Source organism: Flavobacterium sp. TAB 87 (genome assembly GCF_001529295.1).
In the GTDB taxonomy this organism is placed as follows: Bacteria; Bacteroidota; Bacteroidia; order Flavobacteriales; family Flavobacteriaceae; genus Flavobacterium.
The window spans coordinates 19,015-36,053 of sequence record NZ_LLWK01000030.1 but is presented as its reverse complement, the minus strand read 5'-3'; the positions used below and the strand labels follow the sequence as shown (position 1 = coordinate 36,053).

At 34.0% G+C, this 17,039-nt stretch carries 11 protein-coding genes; 10 read left to right on the top strand and 1 reads right to left on the bottom strand.

What is annotated here, in order from left to right:
• Nucleotides 1–76 precede the first annotated feature (76 nt).
• The 7 genes from AP058_RS03080 to AP058_RS03050 all read left to right on the top strand — a co-directional run bounded on the left by AP058_RS03080 (nt 77) and on the right by AP058_RS03050 (nt 7,851).
• Complete coding sequence (locus AP058_RS03080; RefSeq protein ID WP_066306831.1) at nt 77–964, top strand: carbon-nitrogen hydrolase; 888 nt, start codon at nt 77–79, stop codon at nt 962–964.
• A 277-nt stretch (nt 965–1,241) separates the two neighbouring features.
• Complete coding sequence (gene fabG, locus AP058_RS03075; RefSeq protein ID WP_066306828.1) at nt 1,242–1,988, top strand: 3-oxoacyl-[acyl-carrier-protein] reductase; 747 nt, start codon at nt 1,242–1,244, stop codon at nt 1,986–1,988.
• Between the two features lie 82 nt (nt 1,989–2,070).
• Entirely contained in the window at nt 2,071–4,098 is a 2,028-nt protein-coding gene (locus AP058_RS03070; protein WP_066306827.1) for a hypothetical protein, read from the top strand.
• A gap of 72 nt (nt 4,099–4,170) precedes the next feature.
• A complete protein-coding gene (locus tag AP058_RS03065; protein WP_157492595.1) occupies nt 4,171–4,551 on the top strand; it encodes a hypothetical protein in 381 nt (126 codons plus the stop codon).
• Between the two features lie 227 nt (nt 4,552–4,778).
• Nucleotides 4,779–5,675, top strand: a complete 897-nt coding sequence (locus AP058_RS03060) for a LysR family transcriptional regulator (protein WP_066306822.1) — start codon at nt 4,779–4,781, stop codon at nt 5,673–5,675.
• A gap of 77 nt (nt 5,676–5,752) precedes the next feature.
• Complete coding sequence (locus tag AP058_RS03055) at nt 5,753–6,718, top strand: YeiH family protein (RefSeq protein WP_066306820.1); 966 nt, start codon at nt 5,753–5,755, stop codon at nt 6,716–6,718.
• A 134-nt stretch (nt 6,719–6,852) separates the two neighbouring features.
• Nucleotides 6,853–7,851: a zinc dependent phospholipase C family protein gene (locus AP058_RS03050; RefSeq protein WP_066306818.1), complete on the top strand. Its 999-nt coding sequence runs from the start codon at nt 6,853–6,855 to the stop codon at nt 7,849–7,851.
• Between the two features lie 261 nt (nt 7,852–8,112).
• On the opposite strand, the gene AP058_RS03045 is transcribed toward AP058_RS03050, so the two are convergent.
• Nucleotides 8,113–10,209 carry an LTA synthase family protein gene (locus AP058_RS03045; protein WP_066306816.1) on the bottom strand — a complete coding sequence of 699 codons (2,097 nt, stop codon included), beginning with the start codon at nt 10,207–10,209 and terminating at the stop codon, nt 8,113–8,115.
• Nucleotides 10,210–10,583: 374 nt separating this feature from the next.
• Here AP058_RS03045 and AP058_RS03040 point away from each other — a divergent pair, with 374 nt between their 5' ends.
• The 3 genes from AP058_RS03040 to AP058_RS03030 are packed head-to-tail and all read left to right on the top strand — an operon-like array spanning nt 10,584 to nt 17,038.
• Nucleotides 10,584–11,246, top strand: a complete 663-nt coding sequence (locus AP058_RS03040) for a response regulator transcription factor (protein ID WP_066306814.1) — start codon at nt 10,584–10,586, stop codon at nt 11,244–11,246.
• A gap of 6 nt (nt 11,247–11,252) precedes the next feature.
• Nucleotides 11,253–12,653, top strand: a complete 1,401-nt coding sequence (locus AP058_RS03035) for a HAMP domain-containing sensor histidine kinase (protein ID WP_066306813.1) — start codon at nt 11,253–11,255, stop codon at nt 12,651–12,653.
• A gap of 50 nt (nt 12,654–12,703) precedes the next feature.
• Nucleotides 12,704–17,038 carry a CusA/CzcA family heavy metal efflux RND transporter gene (locus AP058_RS03030; RefSeq protein WP_066306812.1) on the top strand — a complete coding sequence of 1,445 codons (4,335 nt, stop codon included), beginning with the start codon at nt 12,704–12,706 and terminating at the stop codon, nt 17,036–17,038.
• Nucleotide 17,039 lies beyond the last annotated feature (1 nt).

Genomic DNA, 17,039 nt, shown 5'->3' with positions numbered 1-17,039 from the left:
AAACGATCAAACTTTATAATTCATTTACAAAATCTCTTCATTTATTTGCCTATTTTTGCTGACTAAATTTTATATCATGCCAAACAAAAAGTACAAAATTGCGGTTATACAATTGAACTTAAACGACGTTGCCGAAAACAACCTAAAAAAATGTTTAAAATGGGTTCGGGACGCGGCCAATAAAGGTGCGGAAGTTATTTTATTGCCCGAATTATACAGTAGTCATTATTTCTGTCAGAGCGAAGATGTTGATAATTTTGCTTTGGCTGAGCCTTTATATAGCACATCGTTTATTGCCTTTAGCGCTTTAGCAAAAGAATTAGGCGTTGTTATTATTGTTCCGTTTTTTGAAAAAAGAATGGCCGGAATTTACCATAACAGTGCATACATTATTGATGCAGATGGTACAGAAGCAGGTTTGTACCGTAAAATGCACATTCCAGATGATCCACATTTTTATGAGAAATTCTATTTTACACCAGGTGATTTAGGGTTTCAAGCTTTTCAAACTCAAAAAGGAAAAGTCGGAACTTTAATTTGCTGGGATCAATGGTACCCAGAAGCAGCTCGATTGACAGCTTTAAAAGGTGCTGAAGTATTATTTTATCCTACAGCAATTGGATGGCATCCGCAAGAAAAAGAGCAGTATGGAGAGAATCAACATGGTGCTTGGATGAATGTAATGAAAGGACATGCGGTTGCAAATGGGGTTTATGTTGCAGCAGCAAACCGTATTGGTTTAGAGCAATACATACCAGGAACAGAAGGAATTCAGTTTTGGGGATCTTCGTTTATTGCAGGGCCTCAAGGAGAAATTTTAGCCCAAGCATCGAACGATCAAGAAGAAATTTTAATTGCCGAAGTCGACTTAGATTTACAAGAAAATGTCCGTCAGAATTGGCCTTTTTTTAGAGACAGAAGAATTGATGCTTTTGGTGAAATTACTAAAAGAGCAATAGACTAATTGTGCTTTAATCTAGATATAGTAAAAACCGTTTCTGAGTAAGAAGCGGTTTTTTTTATTTGATAAACCAAATTTAGCTAAAAAAGCATCTTATAGCTATTGTGGTTTTTTTTAAAAAGTAAATATCTTATATTTGACGAGCCGTTTTTAGCCCTGATGCTAGAGGAAATCCTTTTTTGTTTTTCTTTAAAACAAAAAAGATTGGAACGGACAGCAGGATTAGCTTCAAATAAAAAAGCTTACTGTGGCCTAAATAAAATTTAAACTATTTTTGAAAATGAAATTACTCGAAGGAAAAGTTGCGATAATTACAGGTGCTAGTCGTGGAATTGGAAAAGGAATTGCGGAAGTTTTTGCCAAAAATGGTGCTAATATTGCTTTTACTTACAGCTCTTCGGTCGAGTCGGCCAATGCTTTGGAAGTAGAGTTGAACGCGATGGGAATTAAGGCGAAAGGTTACCAATCTAACGCCGCTGATTTTAATGAAGCGCAAACCTTTGTTGATGCGGTTTTGGCTGATTTTGGAACAGTAGATATCTTGATAAACAATGCTGGAATTACCAAAGATAATTTGATGATGCGCATGTCTGAAGCTGATTTTGACCAAGTTATTGACGTCAATTTGAAATCAGTTTTTAATATGACCAAAGCGATTCAGAAAACTTTTTTGAAAAAACGCGCTGGTTCTATCATTAATATGAGTTCAGTTGTGGGTGTAAAAGGAAACGCGGGACAGACCAATTATGCAGCTTCAAAAGCTGGAGTTATTGGTTTCTCTAAGTCAGTTGCTTTAGAATTAGGCTCGCGTAACATTCGTTGTAACGTGATTGCTCCTGGTTTTATTGAAACAGAAATGACTGCCAAATTAAGCGAAGATGTTGTAAAAGGCTGGAGAGAAGGAATTCCGTTGAAACGCGGAGGAACAACAGAAGATGTAGCAAACGCTTGTCTTTTCTTTGCTTCTGACATGAGCGGTTATGTGACGGGACAAGTAATGAATGTGTGTGGCGGAATGTTAACCTAATAATTTAATGATTTCACAATTGAACTATTTAAAGATTGGTAATTCTTAAATTTTTCAATCTTTTAATTTTTCAATCCAATTTATGACTACAAACACCATTCTATTACTCTTTTTATCAGTTGTATTAGCGGGCGGTTTGTCGTTTTTTCAATATTATTACAAAGCCAAAAGCAAGTCAAAAGTACTATTGCTTTTGGCTTTTTTGCGTTTTATTTCGATTTTTGCATTGTTGGTTTTGCTGATTAATCCTGTAATTACCAGTAATTCACTCGAAATTATTAAAACACCATTGCCAATTGTCGTCGATAATTCGAGTTCAATTGAAGCTCTAAATTCTAAAGAAAAAGTAATGGAATTGTATCAGGAATTGAGTAAAAATCCTGCGCTACAAGAAAAATTTGCTGTAGAATCATTTCAGTTCGATTCGGACTTTAAAGCCAACAAAACATTTGATTTTAAAGGGAAGCAAACCAATTTTGATGGAATTGCCAAAGGTCTGAAAGCCATTTACAAGAATAGTATCTATCCAACAATTATTATCACCGATGGAAATCAAACTACAGGAAATGATTATGTGTACCGATTTGAGGCTACAAATAAAATTTTCCCTGTAATTGTGGGTGATACCACTACTTTTTTAGATTTAAAAATTGACCAACTCAACGTAAATAAGTATGCTTTTTTAAAGAATAAATTTCCCGTAGAAGTGTTTTTGAGCTATTCTGGAAATAAAAATATAACTGCCGATTTTACCATAAAAAAGGGCAATACTGTATTTGCTAAAGAAAAAGTGAGTTTTTCTGGCAATAAAAGAACAGCTACTTTAAATGTGCTTTTGCCTGCCGATCAAGTAGGTTTGCAAGTATTTAAAGCAGCCGTTTTTAGTTCAGAAAAAGAAAAAAACAGCTATAATAATGTTAAGAATTTTGCGGTCGAAGTCATCGATCAAAAAACTACCGTTGCTATTGTTTCAGCGATAAATCATCCTGATATAGCGGCGCTAAAGCGTGCCATTGAATCGAATGCACAACGCAAAGTAGTTTTGCTCAAGCCCAATCAAATCGAATCGTTGCAAGACTATAATGTTTTGGTACTGTATCAACCCAATGCGAGTTTCAAAAAACTTTTTGAAGCTAATGGCAAAGCAGGAATTAATGCTTTTGTAGTTACAGGAAATTCGACCGATTTTAATTTTTTAAATCAGCAGCAAAATGCGCTGATTTTTAAATTGAGTAATCAGAAAGAAGATTATCTCGCAGATTTCAACACGCAGTTTAATTTATTTGCTTTGGAAGACATTGGTTTTGAAAATTTTCCACCATTAGAAAATGCATTTGGAAACATTACCACAAACGGATCGGTTTCAAATGTATTAACTAGTAAGATTAGAAACGTTGCAACTAATGCTCCATTATTGGCTTTCGCCGAAAACGGTGGAAAACGGTCTGCTTTTTTACTAGGAGAAAATAGTTGGAAATGGCGTTTGCAAAGTCATGTTCAAGAGCAATCGTTTGCTAAATACGATCTGTTTATTGATAAAATTATTCAATATTTAGCTTCTAATAGTTCAAAAAAATCATTGGTTGTAACGCACGAAAGCTTTTATAATTCGGGCGAAACAATTGTAATCAATGCGCAATATTTCAGTAAAAATTATGAGTTTGATGAGAAAGCACAATTGACAATTTCAGTTGTTAATTCATCTACCAAACAAACAAAAAATTATGATTTATTAAAGGGAAGCAATTCTTACGCTGTTAATTTGGACGGTTTGGATGCTGGGAAATATAAGTTTACTGTGAAAAAATTGCAGTCGAAATCTTCCTATTCTGGTAGTTTTGAAATTTTAGATTTTGATATCGAAAAGCAGTTTGTCAATCCAGATGTAAATAAACTGCAACAGCTGGCGCAAGAAACGAATGGGAAAGCGTATTTTGATAATCAGGTTTCCGATTTAGTAGCGGAATTAATTAAAAATGAAGATTATAAAGCCATTCAGAAAAAAGTTTCTAAAAAAACCGCGTTAATAGATTGGTACTGGTTACTAATTAGTATTACTGTAGCTCTTAGTTTAGAGTGGTTTATCAGGAAATACAATGGACTGCTTTAAGAAGTTTTGAAATTATAAAGATGAGAAGTTGCAAAATATAGAAGCTATGTGTAATGCTAAAAAAACAGTGCGATGAAATATATGACTTTAGTAGTGGTACTTGCATTTTGCTCTTTTAATTTATATTCATGGAAAGAATTTAAGATAGAATGGGTTGAAAATCTCAAAGGAGATTTTTCATTTTCACGTAAGCATAGTTTAAAAAGTGAAGCTTGGTGTTATGAGTATGCTGGAGTTTCAGAAATTACGGTAAAAAAGCTTAACAAAGATTCTATTGAATGTTACACATTAGCTAATGCTGCTACACATTCTACTCTGAATTTTTACATTATTAATGATATTGTCAGTAATCCGAGAATTGAATTAAATAGTATAACTGATGGAAAGCGAACTTTTTTTTGCAATAAAGCATTAATTAAAGTTGATAAAAAGCAATGCAAAGAGGAATATTAAAAGCTGAATTTGATATGAAATTTAATCATGTGGAAAATCCAAAAAAGCAAATGTTTTGGAAAGGGAAAATCTACGCCAAAATAAGGTAAAGCATAACACATAATAGCCGGTACTAGCAACTTGTCATTTAGTCGAACATACTAGATTTCATATGTAGTAAAGTGCTAGTAGGACAAAGATGTTATATAGTTTTCCAGAAATTACTTCATTTAATTAAAATTTTTGCAATGGATTTCAGACTTAAAGTTTTTTACGCAGTTGCCAACCGATTGAGTTTTACTAAAGCTTCGACCGAATTGTACATTTCGCAACCTGCGGTTTCTAAGCACATTCAAGAATTGGAGGAACTCTACAAAATTAAACTTTTTGAAAGAAACGGATCTAAAATTGAACTGACCGAGGCTGGAAAAGTTCTTCTAAGACACACGAAAACCATCTTTGAAATTTACCGCACAATCGACTTTGACATGAGCACCTTGCTTACTGAGCGTCAAGGTTTGCTGCGTTTGGGTGCGAGCACCACTATTTCGCAGTATGTTATTCCGCCGTTATTGGCTAGTTTCCATCAGAAAATGCAAGATATTAAAGTCAATTTACTGAACGGAAATACGGAACAAATAGAAGTTGCTTTGCTTAATAAAGAAATTGAAATTGGTATTGTTGAAGGTCAGTCTAAAAATCAATCTATTAAGTACAGTCCCTTTTTAAAAGATGAATTGGTTTTGGTCTGCAACAACAGTCATTCGTTAATTACTCAAAAAGAACTTACAATACATGACTTAAAAAAACTCAAGTTTGTTACACGTGAACGAGGTTCTGGTACTTTAGAGGTAATAGAACATGAGCTTAAAAAAGCAGGTTTAAAACCCAATCAACTGCAAATAGAAATGCGCTTAGGAAGTACCGAAAGTATTAAATCGTATTTATTAAACTCCGACTGTGTGGCTTTCATGTCCATTCACGCGGTAAGTAAAGAACTTAAAAATAATGAGTTAATGGTTTTAGATGTGCAATCACTCGACATTGAGCGGTATTTTTATATCATTACCCTGCAAGGTAAATCGGATGCACTAACAGAACTCTTTATTCATAATCTCGCTACTCATTATAATTTAAAGTTATAGCGTATTGTTATTTACAATTGGCGAATTGTAGTTATTCTGCTGACCTTTGTCAACACAATAACCAACATATCATTCTCATGAAAGTCAATTCAATGCCACAAGAACAGTTACTAGAAATTAATCCACGAATGCAACAATTTATATATATTGTAGTTGTCGCTTTATGTCTTTTTTCAATAATTTCCGCACCAATCGCTTTACTTTTAGGCCTATTAGTAGCAAATTTAACAGGCAATCCTTTTCAAAGTTTTAGCAGTAAATCAATACCTTTTTTACTTCAATTTTCAGTAGTAGGTTTGGGATTCGGAATGAACGTGGCGAGCGCGATTTCAGCTGGAAAAGAAGGTTTTACTTTAACAGTTGCTTCTATATTTTCTACATTACTTTTAGGAACATTTCTAGGAAAATGGTTTGCGATCGATAAAAAAACAGCGCATCTCATCTCTTGCGGAACTGCAATTTGTGGTGGAAGTGCCATTGCAGCAATTGCTCCAGTCATTAAATCTGAAGAAAAACAGACTTCAGTCGCATTAGGAGTTATTTTTATTCTAAATTCCATTGCATTATTTTTATTTCCGTATTTAGGACACGAATTTAATTTGTCGCAAAGAGATTTCGGTTTGTGGTGCGCGGTCGCCATTCACGATACCAGTTCTGTAGTAGGAGCAGCAAGTCGTTACGGTGCCGAGGCATTGCAAATTGCAACAACGGTAAAACTGGCGCGTGCTTTATGGATCATTCCCGTAGCGCTGCTAACTTCAGTTATCTTTAAAAACAAAAAAACTAAAATTCAAATTCCTTATTTTATTGGTCTATTTATCGTGGCAATGTTGCTAAACAGCTATGTTCCTGAAATAAAATATGTAGCGCCAACGATTGTAAATTTGGCACAAATAGGTTTAACAATCACACTTTTTTTAATTGGTTCAGGTTTAAATTTTTCTGTTTTAAAAGCGGTAGGAGTGATGCCATTATTGCAAGGTGTTTTACTGTGGCTTTTTATTGCAACTGCAGCACTTTTAGCTATTCTTTATTTAGTTTAAAAAATCTGACGGTATCCACTATTTATAATTAGAGTTGGTTTTTTTTAAGAAAAGTTAAAATAACAGATTCTTGATCCAACTTTGATTAAATTATCTTTAAAAGAAATACCTTTGCCGTTCAAATTTAATCACACATGAAAAACTTAAAAATGAATCGAAAAACAAGTGCAGTAGTGGCACTTGTAATAGGTTTTATCACCTTATCTTGGGGAATCGTAGGACATGAGCGCATCAATAAAGCGGCAGTTATGGCGCTACCAGAATCGATGTTGCCTTTTTTTTACAATCATATCGATTTTATCACGCAAGAATCTTCTGTTCCTGACATTCGAAAGTATGCATTGAAATACAAAGATGAAAATCCGAGACATTATTTCGACATGGAAAATTTCGGTAACTTAGATAGCATTCCGAAAACAATGGCTGAAGCCACTGCAAAATACGACGCTAAGTTTTTATACACCAATGGTACTTTACCTTGGTTCATTGAAGAAATGATGATCAAATTAACGCAAGCTTTTAAAGATAAGAATAGAGCTGAAATTTTATTTTTGGCCGCCGATTTAGGACATTATATTGGCGATGCGCACATGCCGTTGCACACTTCTGCAAACCACGATGGCCAATTGACCAACCAAAAAGGAATTCATTCTCTTTGGGAGAGCAGACTGCCAGAATTGTTTGTGAAAGATTATAAATTTAATGTTGCGCCAGCAGAGTATTATGAAGACGTTCACAAAGCCACTTGGGCCTTAATGATGGATACGCACAGTTTGGTTGAACCACTTTTAGCTGTCGATAAAAAACTGAGAGATGCTACGCCAGAAAATCAAGTATTTTTGGTGGACGCTGAAGGAAAAATTGTAAAAAGTAAATACAACTCAGCTCGATTTTCTGATGCTTACGCGCTAAAACTTCATACTGAGTTAAACGGAATGGTAGAAAGTCAGATGAAGAAAGCCATTACTGCAACAGCCAGTTTTTGGTATACCGCTTGGGTAAATGCAGGAAAACCGGACTTAAGTGATCTGGACGCACCCGAATTGACCAAAAGAAACAGTAAAGCATTAAAACAAGATGTCAAGTTATTCGCAAAAGGACAATTATTCGGTTTCAAAAATCAAAATGATTAAAGTTTCATAGATTCAGAGTTATAAAGGATCAAAGTTAAAGCTTGAAAATAGTATTTAGAGTACAATAAAAGCCTCAAATTGTAGTACAGTTTGAGGCTTTCTTTTTGGAGCTATTTCCTGCTGTGCACTATATCTTTTGGGCGAACCCCGACCCAAAAGGATGACGCTTCCATCAGGGCTAGTACTCTCGCTTCATCATAAATAATTCTCAGCTTAAAACGTTTACATCTTTGCTCCTCTGAAGTTCAAGACCTTTTTCACTTACAAAGCATTATATTTCTTCTTTTTCAATACATCCGAAGCGGTTTGATAAAATGAAATCGTTTCATTAATTAAATCAGTTCGTGGTTTTGCAAGTGGAGTTTGATCGTAATAAATTTGAAATTCTGGCGCAACTCCTTCCTTTGGATTCAATTTTAATTCAAATTGTTTGACGTCCTGCTTAGGTAATAAAACAGTCAAAACTCCATCTTTAATTAAGCCTAAATCTTGGTAAGTCGCAATCAAGGCGCGTGGTTTATAGTCTGCTTTTAAGACATCTTGACCAAAAAATTTGCTCTGGTAAGTAAAGTTTAAAATTCCGAATAAAGTGGGCATCAAGTCTATTTGTGTCATCAATTGATTGTATTTGTTAGGAGCCACAAAACCTGGACTATAAATCATAGCCGGAATACGGTACTTATCTATCGGAAGTGAGGTTTTCCCAGCGCTAGAAGCACAATGATCTGCAACAATGACAAACACCGTATTTTTAAACCAAGCTTGTTTTTTAGCCATTTCAAAAAATTCCTTCATTGCAAAATCGGTGTATTTTACACCACCAGCACGTGATTTGATGTCTCCAGGAATATCAATTTTATGGTTTGGATAGGTAAAAGGCCTATGATTACTGACCGTCATAATATGATTAAAGAATGGTTTACCAGAAAGGCTTTCCTGATTCATTACTTGCAATGCCTTCTTGTACATATCTTCATCGCAAACACCCCAAACATTAGAGAAGGTAATTTCGCTTGGCAAAAAACTATTTTTATCTACAATGTCATAACCGTTTCCACCAAAAAAATCCTGCATATTATCAAAAAATGCATTTCCACCATACATAAATTTTACGGTATAATCTCGTTCCTTTAATAAAGCTCCTGTAGAAAATTTAGTTTTATTATCTACTCTTTTTAGTACACTTTCGCCAGCCGTTGGTGGTAAACATAAAGTAACTGCTTCTAATCCACGAACGGTTCTGTTGCCTGTTGCATACAAATTAGTGAATTGTAAACTTTGAGTGGCAAGACTGTCTAAAAAAGGAGTTAGCGCACCTTCATTTCCATAGGCTTTCATAAACTCTGCACTGAAGCTTTCGATAGTGATTAAAACTACGTTTTTATGAATTTCAGCACTGTCACTTTTTATTGTTCGTAGCGTGCTTTCTGTTTTAAGACCAGGTAATTGCTCGTCCAAAATTTGATAAGCTTCAGAATTAGGAAGCGTTTTGTAAAACTTAAAGTAATCCAATTCACTGTCTTTAAAAGCTTTATAAAATTTATACAATCCATTCGATTGTAGTTCATTGGCAAATAGATTAGTGGAGTTCTCTAGTTTTGCCAAAGCTGGAATTGCAACTAATGACATCCCGAACAACGAAAAAAACACAACTAAAATTTTTATTTTTTCAATAAAAGTCGGAATAGAATCAATGTAAATTCTTGATGTTTTTACAATTAAGTAAGTAATGATTCCAGCGATTAGAAACAGTGCAGCAAAGATCGGAACTACAGGATACGATTCCATTATATTTCCGATAACTTCATTAGTATATACGAGATAATTAACAGCTATAAAATTATATCTAACTCCAAATTCGTTCCAAAAAAAGTATTCGCTAATTCCGTTCTGAATAATCAGTAACACATATAAAAAGAGGGTAAAAGAAAACAACCAATAACGTATGGCATTTCTATATTTTGGTAAAAAAAGAAGCAAAGCAAACAAGGCAGTTTTAAGTCCAATAAAAATCATTCCAACTCGGGCGAGTCCGCCTCCATATTCGGTTAAGATACTTTTTCCAGAAGCTACATAGGCAAAAAGAAGCACGAATAGACCTAAAATAATAAAACCTGTAGGCTTGTTATATTTAGAATTGGAAATGAATAGGAGATAAACGAATAGAAATACGCTGGCGATTATAAAAACAAATAAGTCAGATACTAGACCGAATCCAAATATTTTTAAAAGGTCAATTAAACCAAATTTTGATTGGGTAATAGGATGAAATATCAGGATGATCCTAATGATACAATTAATTATAAAGTAGAAAAGAGCAAGATAATAAAATGGTGCTGTTTTTTTTAATAGATTCATTGCTTATAATTTTTTATAAAATGTAGAGCAAAAGTATAATCTTGATTTAGGAATAGTATTAAGATTAGCTTAAGATGGTAAAAGAAATCCAATTAAAAGCGTAACTGTTTCTATTTTTGTGATATAAAGCTTTAAAATTAAATGATTAACTCAATGTCGTGGTAAAGTATATTTTTCATCATAGGACTATTGGTTTCTTTAAATAAAAGTTTTTTAATAGTTGAAAACTTTTCTATGGTAAGATGACTTCGGTTAGAATTTATCTTTTGGATTAAATTTTTTTAGATTTACATTCTAAATCTTTATAAAAGAAGTGCTGCCTTGTCTGCGAATATTGGTACGTTGGAATTTAAATTTATAGTAGAGTAATAAAAATGAATATTTTAATAGTAGAAGACGAAATCGGAATTATACAATTTCTTCAACAAGGATTAGAGGAAGAGGGCTATGCAATAACTACCGCTTCTGATGGATTGATGGGTTTAGAATTGTTCAAAAAAAACAACTTTGATTTAATTTTACTAGATTGGATGTTGCCTAAAATGAGTGGATTAGAGCTTTGTAAAGCCATTCGAACTAGAGATAAAAAAATACCAATCTTGTTTTTAACAGCAAAGGATACCATTCAGGAAACTGTAGAAGGTTTGCAATCGGGTGCCAACGATTATATTAAAAAACCATTTAGCTTCGAAGAATTGGTGGAACGAATAAAAATTCATTTTAGAACGCAAGCGTCAGACGAATTTTTGCACTTAGGTAAAATTAAAATAGATACAGTTCAACATCTGGTCTTTAGTGATAATGTGCTAGTTTCTCTGACACAACGCGAATTTGAGCTGTTGTCTTACTTGATTAAAAACAAAGGAAAAGTGTGTACGCGCAATCAAATTATCGAAGATGTTTGGAAGATCTATTTTGAATATGATACGGGTGTTATTGACGTCTTTATAAATGCGATTCGAAAAAAATTAAATATAAAGATCGAGGAAGATTGCATTAAAACAATCAGAGGTGTCGGTTATATCGCAAATGATTAAGTAGCTATGCAAAAACTTTCTTTTAAAAATAGAATTGCGTTCCATTATATTATCACAACCGCTTTATTGATTTTTGTGGTCTTTTCGGCTATATATTCTATTGTAAAATATAGTGTTTACAACCATCTAAATACTGACATTTCTAGAGAGGTTGAAAATCATTTGAGCGAAATTGAAGTAAAAGATGATAATTTTCGACTCGTTCATCTCGAAGAATGGAACGAACGCGAACACAATACCTTAGATGTAAATCCTGTTTTTATTCAGTTTTTAAATGCAAATAAAGAATCCATCGAAAAATCTCCAAATCTTAAAAGCGAAAACTTAAAGTTTAATTTTTCGACCGAGAATTATGAATTGTATGACACTAAATTATTGAACAATAAGATTCGGCAAATTCAAGTTCCCATCTATAGTGGGTCGAAGTTAATTGGTTACTTACTTGTTGCGATGTCTCTAGAAGGCGCCGCGATGGTATTAACAAACTTATCTGAAATTCTACTTATTGCCTATCCTCTAATATTAGTACTACTTTTTTTTATTGCGCGTTTTATTGCTGGTCGAAGTATTAAACCAATTAGTGCTATTATTGAAACAGCTAATATTATTACAAAAGATAACCTGAAATCTCGAATCGTTTTGCCGCAAAAAAAAGATGAATTGTTCGTTTTATCACAAACCATAAATAGTTTACTGGATCGCATAGAAACTACCATTGATCGAGAAAAACAATTCACGTCAGATGCTTCGCACGAATTGCGCACGCCGCTAACCGTTATCAAAGGAACTTTGGAAGTTTTGATACGAAAACCAAGAGATAATGAAGAGTATCAAAACAAAATTAAATATTGTATTTCCGAAGTCAATCGACTCAATCATTTGGTAGATCAACTTCTCTTATTAGCACGATTTGAAAATCAAAACCAGTCGCTAAAGATTGAAGAGTTGAGTTTAAATTCAATTATTTCAGAAGTTTTATCTCGCTATTCAACAGTAATCGAGACTAAAAAGTGTAAAATCAGTAGTAATTTTTCTGAAGATTTTACAGTTAAGTCTGATCATTATTTACTAGCGATTGTTTTAAATAATCTAATCTCGAATGCCTTAAAATATTCGAAGGAAAACGCAACGTTGCAAATTCAATTATCCAGCTCTACTGAACAGGTAGAATGTGCAATTATCGATAGTGGAATTGGGATTGCAGAAAGTGATTTGGAAAAGATATTTCATCAATTTTACAGATCGAATGTGGGCGAGCATCCTGAAATTAAAGGAACTGGTCTCGGACTGTCGATCGTTCGTAAACTGTGTTTTTTATTGAAGGTTAACATTGTAATTTCAAGCAAAGAAAATAGCGGAACTCGTGTTGTCTTAAGTTTTCCTAAGACGAGCTTAACCGAATCTTAAGACAATCCTTATCTTTAAGCATTACTTTTGAAATGTTAAATAAGATAAAAATGCTTGAAAAAATTATTGCTTTCAGTTTAAAAAACAAACTTATTGTTTTACTTTTCACTCTGGGAATTTTTGGATATGGAATGTTATCTTTATTTCAAATTTCAATTGGAGCTGTTCCTGATGTGACAAACAATCAAGTTCAAGTCATCACTACTTCAGAAAATCTTTCTACTCAAGATATTGAACAATACATTACGTATCCTGTCGAAATTGAAATGGCTAATTTACCTGGTGTAACCGAAATTCGATCTATTTCTAAATTTGGTTTGTCTGTCGTTACCATTGTTTTTGAAGAGGATTTGGGAACTTATTTACCAAGACAGCTCATCGCAGAAAAAATTAAAGCGGCGTCAGAGAAAATTCCACAGGGTTTTGGGACACCAGAAATGGGACCGATAACTACAGGTCTCGGCGAAATTTATCAATATACTTTAGAAGTAAAACCTGAATTCAAGGACAATTATTCCGTTTCAGACTTACGAACTATTCAAGATTGGGTGGTAAAACGTCAGTTATCAGGAATCAAAGGAGTGGTTGAAATAAATACGTGGGGAGGCTTTTTAAAACAGTACGAAATTGCAATTAAACCTTCCAGTTTAAAGGCGATGAATATAAACACCAGTGATGTTTTTACCGCATTGGAGAAAAATAACAGTATTGCTGGAGGAGCTTATATCGAAAAAGTAAATCAAAGTTATTTTATTCGAGGAGAAGGAAAAGTAAAATCTCTTGAAGATATTGGTAATATTGTTGTGAAAAACATAAATGGATTGCCTATTTACATCAAAAATGTAGCAGATGTTCGATTTGGTCATGCCAACCGTTTTGGAGCAATTACAGGAAATGGCGAAGGCGAAAAAGTACTCGGTCAAGTAATGATGCTCAAAGGCGCGAACTCCAAGCAGGTTATCGATGATGTGAAAGACAGAGTGGTGGAAATTCAGAAAACATTGCCCGATGGCGTATATATCAATGGATTTCTTGAAAGAAGTGAATTAGTGGGGAAAACTACTTTTACTGTTGCTGAAAACTTAATTCTAGGTTGCTTAATTGTAATTTTTGTGGTAATTGTATTGCTCGGCAACTGGCGTTCTGGCTTAGTTGTCGCATCGGTGATTCCGTTGTGCTTGTTGTTTGCCATATCGTTTATGAATATTTTTGGAATAGATGCTAATTTAATGAGTCTCGGTGCCATTGATTTTGGAATTATTATAGACGGAGCGGTAATTATAGTAGAGTTTATCGCTTTTCAGATTGCTAGTAAAACTGCTCATTTGGTAGGTTTAGAAAAAGAAGAACGGCAATTAGAAATAGACCAAATCACGTATAAAAGTGCTTCCAAAATGATGAATTCAGCTATTTTTGGTCAGTTGATTATTTTGATAGTATTTATTCCAATTCTCTCACTTTCCGGAATCGAAGGCAAAATGTTTAGACCAATGGCAATGACCTTTAGTTTTGCTTTACTTGGTGCTATGCTCTTTTGTTTCACTTATGTTCCAGTTGTTTCTTCTTTATTTTTAAAACCAAAAGCGGAGAATCCGAAATCACTTTCCAGTAAATTAATCCGTAAACTCAATTCTTGGTATTTGCCTGTAATTAGTTGGGCAATTGGTAATACTAAAAAAGTATTATACGGAGCACTAGGATTGCTATTGTTAGCTGTGGGATTATTTACAACTATGGGCGGAGAGTTTATTCCAACCTTAGATGAAGGCGATTTTGTAATTCAGCCCGTCTTGAAAACAGGAACTTCTTTGACCAAAACAATTGCTATTACAACCAAAATTGAGCAAATAATTCTTAAAAATTTCCCAGAAGTGACGCAAGTGGTTAGCCGAATTGGGGCAGCGGAAGTGCCAACAGATCCGATGTCGATGGAAGAGAGTGATGTTATCGTAAAATTGAAACCAAAATCAGAATGGACATCAGCAGCGAGCAAAGATGAATTGGCAGATAAAATAAAAGCAGCACTGGAACAAGAAATTCCAAACATGGAAATAGAATTTACGCAGCCAATTGAAATGCGTTTCAACGAATTAATTTCAGGATCACGATCTGATGTTGCGGTCAAAATTTTTGGAGACGATTTATATATTTTAGCTAAAAAAGCACATGAAATTAAAAAAGCAATTGCCAACGTAGAAGGCGCGTCGGATGTTATTATTGAAAAAACGGAAGGATTGCCACAAATGTCAGTGGTTTACGATCGTTCTAAAATTGGGCGTTACGGTCTTAATATATCTGATTTAAACGAAATGATTGCGCTTGGTTTTGCCGGAAAAACAGTTGGAAATGTGTTTGAAGGAGAGAAGCGTTTTGATATGGTAATTCGACTGGATCAAGATAATCGGCATGATATTGAGGATTTACGCAATCTATACGTAGCCACTCCAAATGGCGAACAAATTCCGTTGCAAGAATTGGCTTCAATTGAATATACCGAAGGTCCAGCGAAAATTTCAAGGGAAAATACCAACAGACTTATTGCAGTTGGTATAAATGTAAGAAATCGTGATTTGCAAAGTGTTGTAACCGATATTCAAAAAATAGTGGAGAGTCAAATTAAGCTACCAGATGGTTATTATGTGAAGTACGGAGGGCAATTTGAAAATTTACAAAGTGCCAAAGCTCGCTTGTTGATTGCGGTTCCGATCGCCTTATTTCTGATCTTCATCCTATTGTATTTTGCCTTTGGGTCGGTAAAAGAAGCGTTGATGGTATATTCTGCTATTCCACTTTCGGCAGTGGGTGGCGTTTTATTCTTATGGATTCGTGACTTACCTTTCAGTATTTCGGCGGGAGTGGGATTTATAGCACTTTTTGGAATCGCTGTACTAAACGGAATTGTATTAATAGAGCATTTTAAAGAACTTAAACACCAAGGTATGAATGATATCGATGCGTTAATTTTAAAAGGAACTACAGATCGACTGCGCCCTGTTCTGTTAACTGCTGCTGCTGCTGCTTTAGGTTTTTTACCAATGGCAATTTCATCATCGGCTGGCGCAGAGGTGCAACGTCCTTTGGCAACAGTAGTAATTGGTGGTTTATTTACAGCAACAATCTTAACAATGATTGTACTACCTATTTTGTATAAGGTTTTCGAAAGTAGAGAATTTAAGACAGCTACGTTTAAAAAACACCAAAACACCACTTTTATTATTTTATTATTACTGAGTTCTTCTTTTGCCTTCGCACAAACTTCTAATCCAGAATTAGACGATTTATTGTCAAAAGCGATGCAAAATAATAAAGGAATTAAAGCAGCTCAATTACAGGTAGATAAAACAAATGCTTCGATAAAAACGGCTTATACTTTTGATAAAACTAATATTTATTACAGTTATGATCAGAATAATTTAGCAATGAATGATCAGCCTTTAAAGGTTTTTGGAGTGCAACAGCGCTTTTCCTTTCCGACGGTTTACGCTGCGCAGAGAAAAGTATATACTTCGGAATATGAAAAAGAAAAAGCCATTTTCGAAATACAGAAAAACAAACTATCATTAGCGGTTTCTAAATCGTATCAGCATATTGTTTATCTGCAACATCAAGAAAAATTGTATCAGTATCTTGATAGTTTATATCAAAATTTCTCTCTAGCAAGTGACAGACGTTTTGAACTAGGAGAAACAAATTATCTAGAAAAAATTACTGCGCAAGCAAAATTTAGACAAATAGCAACGAAGCTTTCTCAAATAGATAAAGATAAAAAAGCGCAGTACGAACTGCTGCAATCGTTGTTACAAAGTGATGAAAAGATAGAGATACAAAAGAACACAATCGAACCCTTAAATTCATTTAATGATAAAGCAATCAAATTGTCTTACAAGGTTTATCTGGAGAGTGTTACCAAAACTTATCAAAGCCAAATTGATTTGGAAAAACAGTCTTGGTTACCGGATATTGGCTTAGATTATTTTCAGGGTAAAAATAATGGTATATCACAATCGCTATACGGGTTTAGTGTTGGGGTAGCGGTACCTTTGTTTTTTTCGGGTAATGTTTCTAAATCGAAAGTAGCACAACTGCAATTGCTCAGTTGGGAACAGCAAAAACAAAACGAAGAATTAAAAATAGAACAGTACAGTAATCAAAAAACTAATGAATTAGCCAAATATCAGGAGGCAATAAATTACTATACTATCTATGGCAAGAAATTATCCGATGAGATTATAAAGGTCGGAAATAGTAGTTTTAAACATGGTGAGATTGACTTTTTTCAATACATACAAAGTTTAGAAAATGCAACGACAATTCAAGTTGATTACTTGGACACTATTTTACAATTCAACCAAACCCAACTGGATTTACAATACTTAAATTTTTAAT

Bases quoted from the DNA above. Each gene is read 5' to 3' on its own strand.
- AP058_RS03070 (WP_066306827.1), top strand. From the start codon at position 2,071: ATGACTACAAACACCATTCTATTACTCTTTTTATCAGTTGTATTAGCG.
- AP058_RS03050 (WP_066306818.1), top strand. From the start codon at position 6,853: ATGAAAAACTTAAAAATGAATCGAAAAACAAGTGCAGTAGTGGCACTT.
- AP058_RS03045 (WP_066306816.1), bottom strand. From the start codon at position 10,209: ATGAATCTATTAAAAAAAACAGCACCATTTTATTATCTTGCTCTTTTC.
- AP058_RS03030 (WP_066306812.1), top strand. From the start codon at position 12,704: ATGCTTGAAAAAATTATTGCTTTCAGTTTAAAAAACAAACTTATTGTT.
- AP058_RS03040 (WP_066306814.1), top strand. From the start codon at position 10,584: ATGAATATTTTAATAGTAGAAGACGAAATCGGAATTATACAATTTCTT.
- fabG (WP_066306828.1), top strand. From the start codon at position 1,242: ATGAAATTACTCGAAGGAAAAGTTGCGATAATTACAGGTGCTAGTCGT.
- AP058_RS03065 (WP_157492595.1), top strand. From the start codon at position 4,171: ATGAAATATATGACTTTAGTAGTGGTACTTGCATTTTGCTCTTTTAAT.
- AP058_RS03080 (WP_066306831.1), top strand. From the start codon at position 77: ATGCCAAACAAAAAGTACAAAATTGCGGTTATACAATTGAACTTAAAC.
- AP058_RS03055 (WP_066306820.1), top strand. From the start codon at position 5,753: ATGAAAGTCAATTCAATGCCACAAGAACAGTTACTAGAAATTAATCCA.
- AP058_RS03060 (WP_066306822.1), top strand. From the start codon at position 4,779: ATGGATTTCAGACTTAAAGTTTTTTACGCAGTTGCCAACCGATTGAGT.
- AP058_RS03035 (WP_066306813.1), top strand. From the start codon at position 11,253: ATGCAAAAACTTTCTTTTAAAAATAGAATTGCGTTCCATTATATTATC.